Here is a 14206-nt window from a genome sequence, read left to right as displayed (position 1 = left end):
GCCGGATAGCGAACGTGGCGAATCGGCATGACGCGCACAGGGGACTACTGCGCAGAGCCGCCCGCGAGGTGCTTGCGCTTCGCCAGTTCCTGAGCTTGCGCATATTGCGCCTGGATGCCCGGCAGCGCCTTTGTCGCCGCGTCTTTCAACTGCTCATCGCGCCCTGAAGCGATCTCCGACTGAAATGCCGATAGCACTTTCTGCTGGCCGCCGAGCGCGACCTGCTCGATGTAGATCTTGTCGAACGCGTCGCCGCGCAGGTTTCTGATGCTGTCGAGCGCAGCGGTATCCGGATTGTTCTTTGGCACATCCACGCCGCGCGGGCTTGCGGCGCGCAGCGCGTCGGACAGTTTCGCATTGTCGCTGGCAGCGCGCTCCGCGAACGCCTTCACGTCGCGGTCAGTGGAGCGCGATGTGGCGATTCTCGCGGCTTCGCGCTGCGTCGACACCGCCCTGGTCGCCTCGGCGACGAAAGTCTGATCCGCGGCATGCAGCTTCGTGGTGTCCTGCGACGGTGCTGACTGCGTGGTTTGCGCGCCAGCCGCCGTCGCGAAGACGAGAAGGCCGGTTGTGCATGCACAGACGATCGAAGCAGTGGAAATGCGGATCATGCGTTCTCCTTGGAGTGAGGATCATGAGGAAGTCGGAAGGTTCAAGCGTGGCGCTCGGGCCGGTCTTGACGCACGGTGCGAGCCCGTGCACGCCGGGTTCGAAACAGCTTGCGGTTCCCCGCGGCGTCAGACGGCGCAACCCGGCGCAGTCATTTTAGGAGGCACGTGCCGCGCGAGGTGAAACGGTGATGTCGCTTCTGTAACGGGCGGTAACGCATGTGGCGTCGCGTGCGCTCAGATGCTTGGCGCGCGTGTCCGGGTGTTGCTGACGATCGCCTTTCTAACCAGGCGTCGGCATTCGCGTTGCGCCTTCGCTCGATGGCGCCCGTCTCAGCCGTCGAGCTGGGTGTGGCACTCCTGCGCCGTGAACGGCCGCTCGATGCGATATCGAAAGCTCTTTGTTGGCAGATCGTGCCGATTCAGGAGCGCGACCGCAAGTTCTTCTGGCCGTCGGCCCGCGTCCCGAAGATCATCCGGGACTCAGCAGCTTCGGGTTTTGAGAGGGCGCCGCGTCGCGCGTATCCGCGCGTGTGCGGAGCAGGCGTTCGGTGATGTGCCTGTTTCCTGATCCGCGATCAACGTGCAGATGCGAAAGCGTCGGGTCAATGGCAAAAGAAAGTCTTCTCACGAACCTGAATACTGATCCGGTGCGTGATGTGCCTGCCCAGGTCATGAACCGGCAGCGAAGCGGCACGAATCGGCGTCTCACGGTCATGTTGCCTGCAAGGTGATACCGGGACGCCGGCTGAATCAGCATCCATGAATGGAGTTTTAGCGATGGCAATGTTTACGTTGAAAGATGGTACGCAGCTGTTCTACAAGGATTGGGGTACCGGCCAACCGGTTGTTTTCTCGCACGGATGGCCTCTGAATGCGGATGCGTGGGACGCCCAGATGCTGTATCTGGCTGAACGCGGCTACCGCGTGATCGCTCACGACCGGCGGGGGCATGGCCGCTCGAGCCAGCCGTGGGACGGCAACGACATGAGCCGTTACGCGGATGACCTCGCGGAGCTGATCGACTTCCTCGACCTGAAGGACGCAGTGCTCGTCGGCCACTCGACGGGCGGGGGCGAGGTTGCACGCTACATCGGCCGGCACGGAACAAAGCGCGTCGCCAAGGCCGTGCTGATTTCCGCGGTGCCGCCGTTGATGCTGAAAACGGTGAATAACCCGGGCGGCTTGCCGCTCTCCGTATTCGATGAAATCCGCGCGGGCGTCGTCGGCAACCGGTCGCAGTTTTTCAAGGATCTTGCCGTGCCGTTCTTCGGGTTCAACCGGGAAGGCGCGAAACCGTCGCAGGGAACGATCGACTGGTTCTGGTATGCGGGCATGCAATGCTCGATCAAGAGCGCTTACGATTGCATCAAGGCGTTCTCGGAAACGGACTTCACCGAAGACCTGAAAAAAATGACCGCCCCGACGCTCGTCCTGCAAGGTGACGCGGACCAGATCGTCCCGCTGGACGACTCGGGAAAGCTTTCGGCAAAGATCGTTCCCAACGGGGCGTTGAAGATTTATCCGGGCGCGCCGCACGGCATGTGCACGACCCATGCGAGCACGGTCAACGCCGACCTGCTCGAATTTATCCAGAAGTAACAGCGCGCTCACGCTGGTCTGCGACGAAGACCGTCAGGTAATACGGCGTCGGGTCGCAAGTCACACGTGCCGGCCACCGTGGGGAATACTCCACGGAGGTCGCATGGATAGCTTCCGTGGCCAGCATCGGCACGGACTAAAGCGGGTTTCAACGAATATCGTTCGATAGCAGCGGGTACGCGTTTTTCAGGGCGCGACGTGCGAAAATTATGTCTTGGCAGGATGGATCGGAATTGAAGATCGAACTAGTCCATAGGGCAAGACATGAAGCTGCCGGAACCCGAACAGGAACTCGAGATCGAGATTGACAGGCACCTGCAGTCGCCGATCTATCTGCAAGTCTGCGAGCGCTTCAAGACGGCCATCGCCGCCGGGCATCTGGGGCCCGGTGACCGCGTGCCCGCGTTGCGCGGACTCGCGACTCAGCTGAGCGTCGCGCGCGGCACGGTGGAACTGGCCTACAGCATTCTGGTCGACGAGGGCTACCTGGAGATGCGCGGCGCGGCGGGCACGTTCGTCTCGTCGTCGTTGCCGCCGTCGGTCGTGCGCCGATCGGTCCGAAAGCGCGGAGAACATGGCCCGGAGCAGCGGGCCGCGCAGCGCGTGCCGCGTCGCGCACCGGGCGTCGTCGATCTGGGCAACGATGCAAAGCCTCTGAGCCCCGGTCTGCCAGCGCTCGATGCTTTTCCGCGCAAGGTCTGGAGCCGCCTCGTGGCATATCGCGCACGCAGCGGCGACCGTGCTGCGCTGATCTACCCTGATCCCGCCGGATACGGACCGCTGCGCGAACGCATCGCGACCTATCTCGGGCTGTCGCGCGGGGTCGAATGCGCGCCTGAGCAGGTGTTCGTCACGAGCGGGTACCGCACGACGCTCGAACTCATCCTGCGATGTCTCGCACGACCCGGCGACCGCGCGTGGTTCGAGGAGCCCGGCTATCTGATCGCGCGCAACTTGCTGAGCGAGGCCGGCATGGGGATCGTGCCCGTGCCCGTCGATGGCGAAGGTCTGGATGTCGAGCGCGGCAAGGCACTCGGTGCGAACGCGCGCTTTGCTGTGGTCACGCCATCGCATCAGAGCCCGCTCGGCGTGACGCTGTCGCTGGCACGGCGCATCGCGCTGCTGGACTGGGCGAACCGGGCGGGAAGCTGGATCGTCGAGGACGACTACGACAGCGAGTTCCGCTACCTCGGGCGGCCATTGCCCGCGCTGAAAAGTCTCGACCGGAATGACCGCGTGATCTATTGCGGAACGTTCAGCAAGGTGCTGTTTCCGGGGCTGCGGCTGTCGTACGTGGTCGTCCCGGAGCGCGCGGTGGCGCGCTTCGATCAGCTGACCAGGAGCCTGAACATGGGGCCGCCGTATCTGTTTCAGGCGGCCGTTGCGGATTTCATCGCGCAAGGGCATTTTGCGCGGCATCTGAAGCGCATGCGTGCGCTCTACGCGGAGCGTCGCCTGCTGCTCGTCGATGCACTGAGGCGCGCGTGCGGGCAAGCGATCACCATGGATCTGCCGTCGGGCGGCATGCATCTGGTCGTGACGTTCAGCCATGACGCGGGCGTGCCCGTCGACGACCACGCCGTGGCCGCCCGCGCATCGGAATCGGGTCTCGCGGTGCGGCCGCTATCGGCGTGGTACGTCAACAGCCGCTCGAAGCACACGCAGCGCGGTCTCGTGATGGGCTTTGCCAACGTCGCCGATGCGGACGATGCGGCGCGTCTCGCGCGGATCCTCAAACGCGCGCTGGATGGATGATGCGTGCGTCACGAAGATCCGGCGAAACACTGCATCACTGCATCAGCGGCTCGCCGGCTGAAAGGCTCGTGCTTTCCGTGAAGCCGGACCGGTTCGCGAGGTCCGCGAACGGATCGAGCCGGCCGAGTTCCGCGCGCGCGAGGTTCAGCGCGCTGCCCACTGCTTCGTCGCCCATCACGAGTCCCTGCAAGGCGAGAAAGTGCACACTGTGTATGCCGATCGACCCGAGCGCATAACGCAGATAAGGCGTCAGGAAATCGGGCTGGCGCGCGCGTTCGCCGGTATGAAAGCCGCCCGATCCCACGATCACGAAGCCCGGCCGGTCGCGCATCAGACCCACCTTGCCATCAGGTGTCGATGCGAACGTTCGGTGAATGCGCAGCACGTAATCGATCCAGAGCTTGAGCGCGGCCGGCACGGTGAAGTTGTGCATCGGCGTGTTGACGATCAACATGTCCGTCGTTTCGATCTCTTCAATCAATTGCTCGGAGAGGTCGAACATGCGCGGGTCCGGCGTGCGAGACGTGATCGCCCTTGCGTAGTCGCGCGCGATGGGCGGCAACGGCGCGGCGGCCAGGTCGCGTTCGATCACTTCGATGCGTGAAGCCTCGGGCGCCCCGCGCTCTTGCAACATGCCGATCATCTCGAGCGCGAGACGATAGCCGTGACTCGTTTCGCCGTGCGGGCTGGCGTTCAGAAAGAGAATTTTCATGAGTTCTGCCCGGTGGGACGGGAAAGGGGCTCGACGAAGTGCATGCCTTTTGCGAGCAGGCCGTTGCGATAGTAGAAGCGTTGTGCGAGCGCCATGTGCAGGCCGGTATCGAGCACGAAGTGCGCGCATCCCGAATCGCGTGCGATCTGACGGACGGCATCGAGGAGCCGCTCGCCGATGCCGCTACGCTGCAAGTGCGCCGACACGACCAGATCGTCCAGATACACGAATTGCCCGTATAGCAGGTTGGTCTGCATACGGTAGCCAGCGAGGCCGAGTATGCGGCCGGATTCGCATGCGGCGAGCAGCCGGTAGCCTTCGGTGTGCTGATGCCCAAGCTGCCCGGAAAATGACGGAGCGTCCGCCAGATGAGGACGCAGTTGCTTCATCACGTCGAATGCGCGCAGCCATTCGTCGGGGGTGTCGAGATGCTTGATCGAAATCGAAGTGTTCATGCCTTTCTCCGAGAGGTCATGGAACACACGATAGACCGCGAACGGCTCAGCCGGCAGAGCCAAAAAAGGCGAATTCAACTAGGACATTCAACGGGTGGGACCCCTGCAACCGGTGCAACGGGCGGCGCGCGCCGGGCCTCATGTTCGTCGCTACGTCTGCCGGCCCGCCGCAGCTCGAAGCTCGAGCGCCACGAAATCGACGAAAGCACGTATCCGGTTCGACATCTGATGCCGCTGCGAGTAGACGGCGAAGATATCGGCGTTAGGCGTGTCATAGTCGGGTAGCACCGCGACAAGCTGACCATCGTCCAGATACTGCCTGATATCCCACTCGGCCCGCATCAGGATGCCGTGGCCTTCGAGCGCCCACTTCACGGCGATCTCCCCGTCGTTGGTGGTCAGGCTGCCGCTGATCCTGACGGCCTCGGTCTTGCGGGAGCTTCCTCTCCCGGTCGTCAGCTTCCACACGCCGTACGCCTCGTCGCCCTGTCTGATACCGATGCAGTTGTGCTTCGCAAGATCGTGCGGCGTGGCGGGCATCCCTCGCCGCGCGATATAGGCGGGCGCGGCGCACAGCAGTCTTCGATTGGGGGCGAGCCGGCGCGCGATGACACGCGTATCCGGCGGTTCGCCGAATCTGATGCACACGTCGAACGTGTCGTCCGTCAGCGGTGGCGGGGTGACCGAAAGCTGAAGCTGCACGGATACCTGCGGATACTTCACGACAAAGCGCGAAATGGCCGGCGCAACATGGCTGCGGCCAAAGCCGAGCGTCGCGTTGACGCGCAGCAGCCCCTTCGGGCTCTTCTTCGCGCTTCCCAGCAGTTCGGCCAGTTCGTCGATTGCATCGAGAATCCGGCGCGCATGTTCCAGATACAGCTCGCCCTCAGGGGTGAGCATCATCCGCCGCGTGGTTCGGTTGACGAGCGGCACGCCCGCGCGGCGTTCCATCTGCGTCAGATGCTTGCTGACGGCGGCTGGGGTGAGGCCCAGTTCTCTCGCTGCGGCACTGAGGCTTCCGGCTGCCGACAGCATGGAAAAGAAGCTCAGATCGGATGGATCGACGGTTTCGCGCATGGCCTTCACTTGTGACTGAAAGTTAAGGACGCTTTGATTCTAACGCCGGTTTCTACCGGGAAAGAAATGTAAAGTCCGCTCACACCCACAACAGTTGAAGGAACGGAGACATGAAAACGTATCGCATCGCAACGATTCCCGGTGACGGCATCGGCAAGGAAGTCGTACCCGCCGGACAGCAAGTTCTTGAAGCGCTCGCGAAAAAGAGCAAGACGTTTGCTTTTGACTTCGAGGACTTCGACTGGGGCGGCGACTACTATCGCAAGCAGGGCGTCATGATGCCCGCAGACGGTCTCGATGCGCTGCGCGACAAGGACGCCATTCTGTTCGGCTCGGCAGGCGACCCCGATATCCCCGATCACATCACGCTCTGGGGACTGCGCCTGAAAATCTGCCAGGGGTTCGATCAATACGCCAATGTCCGGCCGACCCGCATCCTGCCCGGCATCGACGCGCCGCTCAAGCGCTGCAGGCCGGAAGACCTGAACTGGGTCATCGTGCGTGAGAATTCCGAAGGCGAATATTCGGGCGTCGGTGGCCGTGTGCACCAGGGACACCCGATCGAAGCGGCGACGGACGTGTCGATCCTGACGCGCGCCGGCGTGGAGCGCATCATGCGTTTCGCGTTTCGTCTGGCCCAGTCGCGGCCCCGCAAGTTGCTCACGGTGATCACGAAGAGCAATGCGCAGCGGCACGCCATGGTGATGTGGGACGAAATCGCGCTGGAGATCTCGAAGGAGTTCCCGGACGTCAAATGGGACAAGGAGCTCGTGGACGCATCGACCGCCCGCATGATCAATCGCCCGGCGACGCTCGACACGATCGTTGCGACAAACCTTCACGCCGACATTCTCAGCGATCTGGCCGCCGCGCTCGCGGGCAGCCTGGGCATCGCGCCGACGGCCAATATCGATCCGGAGCGTCGCTATCCGTCGATGTTCGAGCCGATCCACGGGTCGGCGTTCGACATCATGGGCAAGGGTCTCGCCAATCCCGTCGGCACCTTCTGGTCGGTCGTGATGCTGCTCGAGCACCTTGGCGAATTCGATGCGGCGAGGCGTGTCATGCAGGCGGTCGAAGCCGTGACCGCCGACACGTCTCTCCACACCGGCGACCTCGGTGGCACGGCCACGACGGCGCAAGTGACCGCGGCTGTTTGCGCGCTTCTCGACAAGGCGGAGGTGCCCGAAGCGCGGGTGCCGGCGTAGGCACGAAGACGCCGGGCGGTCGTGCATGCCCGCACCGCCCGCGTGAACGCGGGCGGCGGAGGAAGCCGGGATCATGGGCTGACTCCGGCGGACCGCTGTGCAGATTCACCCTGCATCGGACGAAGCCGCTGCGCCTTGAGGCGCCCGGACAGCGTCGCGGCGCAGCAAACAAGGCAGGAGACAAGGTGCGCGATCGGCTGCGCGATGCGCCATGTCAGGCATGAGATGGCACGCATTGCGCCGAGGCCCCCTTCAGAGGGGCAGACGCGATCGCGACGGTGAGCAAAGCGTAACCCCAGGCGAGACCTCGACGCGCCGCGCTTGCACCTACATAAATTATCAGGAGACAAAGATGCGCCGCTTCTTCGGAAAGCTTTACGTCCAGGTGCTGATCGGTGTGTTTGCCGGCGTGGCTCTGGGTGTTTTCGCCCCCAACATCGCCAGCGACTTCAAGCCGATGGGCGATATCTTCATCAAGCTGATCAAGATGGTCTTCGCCCCGATCATCTTCGCGACGGTGGTGCTCGGCATCGCCCGCATGGAAAACATGAAGGAGCTGGGCCGCGTCGGCGTTCGCGCCCTGATCTATTTCGAGGTTCTGTCGACGTTCGCACTCGCACTCGGACTCCTCGTCGTCAACGTTGTCGGACCCGGCAACGGCATGAACATCGACGCGAAACAACTCGATACCCAGGCGATCGCGACATACACGGCTGCCGCCGCGAAGCCGGAGGGGTTTGTTCAGTTCGTGCTGCATCTCGTGCCGACCAGCATCGTCGACGCGCTCGCCAAGAACGACATCCTCCAGATCCTCGTCTTCTCGACGTTGTTCGGCATCGCGCTGTCGCATATCGGCGCCGCCCGCGCCAAGCCCGTGGTGGATTTCCTCGACTCCTTCACGCATGGCGTGTTCAGCGTCGTCGGCATGATCATGCGTCTCGCGCCGCTGGCTGCGTTCGGCGCGATGGCGTTCACTGTCGGCAAGTACGGGCTCGGCTCGATCGTCTCGCTCGGCAAGCTGATGGGAACGATGTACATCACCTGCTTCCTGTTCGTGACGATCGTGCTGGGCATGATCGCCCGGATCTCGGGCTTCAGCCTCTGGAAGTTCCTCAAGTACATCAAGGACGAACTCTTCACGGTGCTCGGCACCAGTTCATCCGAGTCGGTGGTGCCGCAACTGATGCGAAAGCTCGAACACCTCGGCGTCGCAAAGCCGGTGGTCGGACTGGTGGTGCCTTCGGGCCTGACGTTCAATCCCGACGGCCAGTGCATCTACTACACCATGGCCGCGATCTTCGTTGCCCAGGCGACCAACACGCCGCTTTCGATGACAGACCAGCTGGTGATCCTCGGCGTGCTGCTGCTCACGTCGAAGGGTTCGGCGGGTGTCACCGGCTCGGGCTTCATCACGCTCGCGGCGACGCTTGCATCGATGGGCAAGATCCCGGTCGCAGGCATGGTGCTGCTGCTTGGCGTGGATCGCTTCATGTCCGAGGCACGGGCCATCACCAATACGATCGGCAATGCCGTGGGCACTGTGGCGATCGCCCGCTGGGTGGGATCGGTGGACCGCCAGCGCATGGCCGAGGTGCTGAACGGAAAAGGCGATGATCCCGAAGACCTGGAAACGCTGTACGAAGGCGACGATGCACCGTCTGCCGTGAGGCCGGTGGTTGGCGAAGCGCAGCGCAGCGCGGCTTGAGGCTCCGAGAAAATCGCGTCAGTGCCTTGCCGGGCACTGCGCGATTCGGCGTCTGCCTTCGATGTCTGCCGCGACTACGCGGCTCTTGTGCGGCAAGTGTGCGCCCCGGCGCGACAGCGTGTTGCCGTTCCACCTGCGACGCGGTTGCCGTTACTCGCCCAAGCGGGCGAGCGCGACACGCATGGGCGCCACCGACACCCTGACCATGCCGCCGAGCGGCGTACTCATCTCCTGAATCAGGAAGATCGCACCCGAAGTCGAAAGCGCGCACATGAACAGCGCGGCGATGACAGTCGCGTTGCCCGGCGCGAACAGGCCGAACGAGCCGAAGATGATGCAAAGCCACAGCACGAGAACGATCAGCAACGACACCGGGATGCTGCCCTTTATTTGCAGCAGTGCCAGCCAGCGTCCGGCGAACAGGTCGTCGACGATCGCCAGCGCCCGGGCTTTCAATTGACGCTGCTCGTCGTTGCGAGGTGCGAGTGCCTCGACCTGACGCTGGAACTCTTCCGTCCGGCCGACTGCCTCGGGTCCACCGAGTCGCGCCAGTTGCGCCGGGTCGTCGGAATTGATCATCTCGATCGACCCCTCGTAAATATGTTTGAGCGAGGCGCGAAGCTCATGCGTTTCGGTCCCGTATCTCGCCAGTGTGCGATCGAGGCGAACGACGCTCGCGGCACTCTGCACGAGCTCATGATCCATCGTGTCGAACGATCCCTTCGCCGACGAGACGAGCAGTCCTAGCACCAGCGCCGCCATCGTCGCGATGAGACCCGTCGCCATCTTGACGACGTTGATCGAGTCGTCGCTGAGGTGGTTGGCCGGCAGCATCGCGCGTACATAGAGACCGAGCAGCGAGCTGCCGAATATGCATACAAATATGATCAGGGCGATAACGAGGTGGTTCATTTTCGAATCCTCGGAGTGTGAGGCGCACGCACGCGCATTGGGTGGTCCGAGCCGGGCACGGACTGCGCCCCGGAGCGGCGTGTTGCGCTTCCCGGCGGCGTCGCCGGGTTCGCGTGCGTCCGGATGCGGGCGCGGTGCGTCGCGACAGCGCACGTGCAACGGTGGACCGGCGCCCGCCCGCTGGCGGATGCGGCGGTGCGGCGAGGCCCGGTACGAGTCAGGGCCGCCGGGACCCGACGATCCCGGCGGCTTCGTCGCGCAGCTCACTCCGCGCTTTGCGCCCTGCGCAGGTCGGCTTGGCGCAGGGCGGCCTGCAAGCCTTTTGCCTACTTCGGCGCGGCTGCGGCGGTCATCGCGTCGAGTTCCTTTGCCGCGGCGATATGCTGGGGAACCGACAGTCCCTGCAAGGCCGTCTTTGCGGACACCTGCGCGCCCTGCGCGCTTCCGCGCGCCGCGAGATCGTTGCCGGTCGAATAAACGAGCCGGGTGAGCGCGGCCACCTCGGAATCGGAAAGGTCGCTCGCCGTGAGCAGCAGCGCCGCGGTCGCGATGGTATGCACGTCCTGCTTCTGGTTCGGATAGGCACCCCGCGGGATCGTATAGGGAAAGTACGCAGACTTTGACCCGGTCAGCGCGGCAATGGCGCGCTCCGAGAGCGGCAACAGGCGCATCGGCACGTCTTCGAGCGCGTCGCGCACGCTGTCCGACGGCACGCCGATCACCTGGATCACGGCATCGACCTGCTTCTGCCGCAGCGCGACCAGCGCGGCGCCGATGCTCAACTCCTGCGGCGCGATGTCCTTCAGGCCGAGCCCATTTGCCTCCAGCATGCGCAGCGCGGTAATGCGCGACGCCGAACCCGGCTCGCCTATGGCGACCTTGCGGCCGCGCAGATCCGCGACCGATGCCAGCGAATCGTCGGCCCGCACCAGCACATGGACGGCTTCCGGATACAGGCTGCCCACCGCACGCAGCGAGGTGTACGGCCCGTCGGCGGCAAAGGCGCCCTTGCCCTCGTAGGCATCGAGCGCGGCGTCGCCCTGCGCAAGCGCAACCGACACCTTGCCCTCCCGCAGCAGACGCAGGTTCTCTTCGCCGCCCCGCGTGATCAGGGGCACTACCCGCACCTTGGTTTCATCCGCGAGCGCGCGGGCGAAGCGCAGGTACTGCCCGTGCTCCGCGCCGGCGGCGATGGCGTAGCCGTCCGCCGCGCGCGCGAGCCGTGCGCGAATGCTGGCGTGGGCCGCCGACAGCTCCTGCTGTATCGCCGCCTGCTGGGCGGGTGACGCGTCTTTCGGCACCGAATCGATCACCTTGCGCATCGCATCCAGGATGGCGGCGGCGCCTGGCGCGGTGCTGGTGGCGTAGTCCGGCGCCTCGGCAGGCCGGTAGCCGCCGGACGTGACGGCGACCCACTTGTCCCCCTCGCGCTTGAAGAGCGCCGTACCGTGGGCGCGGATGATGTCGCCCGCCTTGTTGCCGCCCGAGGTGATGCCGGAAATGCCTTTCGGCCCCGCGCCGAGCGCGGAAACCAGGCCGGCGACGCCCGGCGCGTCCCACCCGCCGAAATCGAAGTCGCGGGTGAGCCGCAATTGCGCATCGAAATAGACGGTCCGGCGCGTTTCGCCGGCGGGCGCCTTGGTGTCCGCCTGGGAGCCGCGGCGCACGAGGCTGACCAGTTCCACGGTCCCGGCGGGCAGCGCCTGGGCGAGACGCTCGTTGACCCCGGCCCGCAGGCTTTCGGCATCCGGCCCGCCGCCGCAGCCGGCCAGCGACACGGCCAGCAGCACGGCGAGGAACACGGCAATGAGGGCGCGCATGGCTAACCTCCCATGAACGGCAGCGCGAGCATCAGCGTCAGCACGAACGCGTTCATCAGGTCGACAAAGAACGCGCCGGCAAGCGGCGCGATCAGGTAGCTGGTCGGCGCGGGGCCGTGCTTCGCGGTGATTGCCTGCATGTTCGCCATCGCGGTCGCGGTCGAGCCCATGTTGAAGCCGATGAACGCCGCGGAACTGACTGCCGCCTCGTAGTCGCGGCCCATGAAGCGAAAACAGACAAATACAACATAGAGGATGACGAACACGATCTGCATGCCAATGATGACAAGGAACGGCCCGGCCGACAGGGCCACCTCGATCAGGTCGAGCGCCATCATCGTCATCACGAGGAACAGCGACAGGCACACGTTCGAGATGAGTTCCGTCGCGCGGTCGTCGAAGCGCAGGCCGATGAAGGGACTCAGGTTGCGAATGGCGATGCCGGTCATCATGCACCACAGGAACGCCGGTATCGTGATCGAGCCGCCTGTGAAGCGCGCCGCCAGCCACCGGCTGATGACCACCGCGGCGAAAATGCCGGCGAGCGCGCCGATCGCGCCAACGGTCGCGATGGGCGGCGCCGCTTCCTGCGCGGTGTCGGTTGCGGCTTCCTTCGCCTCGCTTCGCAGCCGGTAGCGCGTAATCAGGAACTGCGCGACCGGTCCGGCGATGATGCCGCCCACGATGAGGCCGAGCGTGGCCACCGTCATCGACAGGTCCATCACGGACTGCAGGTTGTTCACTTCCGAGAAGCGCTCGGCGTAGGCCGCGCCGGTGCCGTGGCCGCCGACGAGGGTAATCGAGCCGCTGACCAGCCCGAAGATGGGATGCAGGTCCAGGGCCTTCGCCATCGCGATGCCGACCGCGTTCTGCACGACGATGTAGGGCAAGAGGAGGATCAGGAAGATGACGAGCGCCTTGCCGCCCCGCCGGAGCGTGCGCAGATCGGCGCCCAGCCCCACGCCGGCGAAGAACATCAGGAGCAGCACCGGCTTGATGCTCTGGTCGATGGTGACCTTGAAATGCGCGGTCTCCATGACGAGCGCCGCGAGCATCGCGAACAGCAGGCCGCCGGTAATGGGATCCGGAATGTTGTATTTCGACAGCAGGGAGACCCTGCGATTGACCAGCGTACCGATGAGCAGGACGACAACCGCCGCCAGCAGGGAGCTAAGAGGGTCAAGGTTCATCGGATACCCCGTCGGATGCCTGTTCCGGTACGGCCCGTACTATTGACCATAGCTGGTGGGAACGGACTGTCAAGTAGCGGTTCATTTTTCCGGTGTCCGCGCGCGGCACGTGCCGGAGATCTACGCCACCTGCCTGCAGAACGCGCCGCCAAACGCCGGGCGTGGCTCCGCGGGAAGCCGCACGCGCGCGCTGCCGCTGCCTGGCCCTGTTGTACCGGGTGGCGTTGGTCAAACGCAATTGGACTTTGGTCCAATTGCGTGCCGGCGGGCATGCCATGAGCGTTCAGAGAGGAATCGACCGGGGCGGGCGCGGCGTCATGATTGTGCCGGGCGTCGCGATCGCCGACGATGTCGCGCGCGGACGGCCGGGCGCCGCGCCGCTGTCGGACGCGATCCTCCCGCGCAAGATCGTTCTGGCGCTGCCGAACACGCGTCGCGCAGTTCAGCGACGCGGTCCGGCCTGGAAAGCGAACGCAACGGACATAGGTTCACCCTATGTCCCGCACATGAAACTCGTATTTCCGTCGTCCGGCGCCTTCAAATAGAGTCCACTCATCGGGCAACTATTTGTTGGCCCCGCCAGCGGCGGAGACAACGATGATCGACACCCCGGCGCCGTCCATCGGACGCACGGAAAGCCCAGCGGATCGGATCGTGCCCGCGCCGGTCGAAGCGCTCGGCGCGACGCTCCCACTTCTTTGCCAAGACAGAGACTCGACATGCTCAATATTTCAGCCGATCCGTATCAGGACCTCCGGGAAGCCGTGCGCGACCTTTGCCGGCAATTTCCCGCGGAATACTTCCGCAAGATCGACGAAGAGCGGGGCTATCCCGAAGCCTTCGTCGACGCGCTGACCAAAGCGGGCTGGCTCGCGGCGCTGATTCCGCAGGACTACGGCGGCTCCGGTCTCGGCCTTACCGAGGCATCGGTGATCATGGAAGAAATCAACCGTTCCGGCGGCAACTCCGGCGCGTGCCACGGCCAGATGTACAACATGGGCACGCTCTTGCGCCACGGCTCGGACGAGCAGAAGAACCGCTATCTGCCGAAGATCGCGAACGGCGAACTGCGTCTGCAGTCGATGGGCGTGACCGAGCCGACCACCGGCACCGACACCACCAGGATCAAGACCACCGCCGAGCGCCGTGGCGACCGCTATGT

General features: G+C 64.5%; 13 protein-coding genes. 6 read left to right on the top strand and 7 right to left on the bottom strand.

All coding sequences use genetic code 11. The features are described from left to right. Positions 1–44: 44 nt before the first annotated feature. Positions 45–611, bottom strand: coding sequence for a DUF4142 domain-containing protein (locus tag BG61_RS28265; protein ID WP_035939333.1), 567 nt, complete (start codon positions 609–611; stop codon positions 45–47). Between the two features lie 777 nt (positions 612–1388). Between BG61_RS28265 and BG61_RS28260 the strand changes: the two genes are divergently transcribed. Together BG61_RS28260 and pdxR are read left to right on the top strand one after the other, a co-directional pair. Then, positions 1389–2210, top strand: a complete 822-nt coding sequence (locus BG61_RS28260) for an alpha/beta fold hydrolase (protein ID WP_035939330.1) — start codon at positions 1389–1391, stop codon at positions 2208–2210. A 264-nt stretch (positions 2211–2474) separates the two neighbouring features. Next, a complete protein-coding gene (pdxR, locus tag BG61_RS28255; protein WP_129572321.1) occupies positions 2475–3965 on the top strand; it encodes a MocR-like pyridoxine biosynthesis transcription factor PdxR in 1491 nt (496 codons plus the stop codon). Between the two features lie 34 nt (positions 3966–3999). Here the strand turns inward: pdxR and BG61_RS28250 are convergent, their stop codons facing one another. The 3 genes from BG61_RS28250 to BG61_RS28240 form a co-directional block, all read right to left on the bottom strand. Further along, a complete protein-coding gene (locus BG61_RS28250) occupies positions 4000–4677 on the bottom strand; it encodes an FMN-dependent NADH-azoreductase (protein WP_035939327.1) in 678 nt (225 codons plus the stop codon). After that, positions 4674–5132 carry a GNAT family N-acetyltransferase gene (locus tag BG61_RS28245; protein ID WP_035939544.1) on the bottom strand — a complete coding sequence of 153 codons (459 nt, stop codon included), beginning with the start codon at positions 5130–5132 and terminating at the stop codon, positions 4674–4676. The genes BG61_RS28250 and BG61_RS28245 overlap by 4 nt, the downstream gene beginning before the upstream one ends. Positions 5133–5282: 150 nt before the next feature. Next, entirely contained in the window at positions 5283–6209 is a 927-nt protein-coding gene (locus BG61_RS28240) for a LysR substrate-binding domain-containing protein (protein WP_035939325.1), read from the bottom strand. 110 nt (positions 6210–6319) lie between these two features. On the opposite strand from BG61_RS28240, the gene BG61_RS28235 reads away from it, so the two are divergent. Then, entirely contained in the window at positions 6320–7417 is a 1098-nt protein-coding gene (locus BG61_RS28235; RefSeq protein WP_035939323.1) for a tartrate dehydrogenase, read from the top strand. 352 nt (positions 7418–7769) lie between these two features. After that, a complete protein-coding gene (locus BG61_RS28230; protein ID WP_035939321.1) occupies positions 7770–9122 on the top strand; it encodes a dicarboxylate/amino acid:cation symporter in 1353 nt (450 codons plus the stop codon). Positions 9123–9272: 150 nt separating this feature from the next. Here the strand turns inward: BG61_RS28230 and BG61_RS28225 are convergent, their stop codons facing one another. The 3 genes from BG61_RS28225 to gltS form a co-directional block, all read right to left on the bottom strand. Then, positions 9273–10034 carry a bestrophin-like domain gene (locus tag BG61_RS28225; RefSeq protein WP_035939318.1) on the bottom strand — a complete coding sequence of 254 codons (762 nt, stop codon included), beginning with the start codon at positions 10032–10034 and terminating at the stop codon, positions 9273–9275. Positions 10035–10360: 326 nt separating this feature from the next. Next, positions 10361–11836 carry a TAXI family TRAP transporter solute-binding subunit gene (locus BG61_RS28220; protein ID WP_306434265.1) on the bottom strand — a complete coding sequence of 492 codons (1476 nt, stop codon included), beginning with the start codon at positions 11834–11836 and terminating at the stop codon, positions 10361–10363. A gap of 20 nt (positions 11837–11856) precedes the next feature. Beyond that, entirely contained in the window at positions 11857–13044 is a 1188-nt protein-coding gene (gene gltS, locus BG61_RS28215) for a sodium/glutamate symporter (RefSeq protein WP_035939314.1), read from the bottom strand. A gap of 317 nt (positions 13045–13361) precedes the next feature. Here gltS and BG61_RS28210 point away from each other — a divergent pair, with 317 nt between their 5' ends. Beyond that, positions 13362–13589, top strand: coding sequence for a hypothetical protein (locus tag BG61_RS28210; RefSeq protein WP_035939313.1), 228 nt, complete (start codon positions 13362–13364; stop codon positions 13587–13589). Positions 13590–13763: 174 nt separating this feature from the next. Then, on the top strand, positions 13764–14206 hold a 443-nt coding region (locus BG61_RS28205; protein WP_035942488.1), incomplete at its 3' end, for an acyl-CoA dehydrogenase family protein.

The organism is Caballeronia glathei (assembly GCF_000698595.1).
GTDB lineage: Bacteria > Pseudomonadota > Gammaproteobacteria > Burkholderiales > Burkholderiaceae > Caballeronia > Caballeronia glathei.
This window is presented reverse-complemented; position numbering and strand designations above follow the sequence as displayed.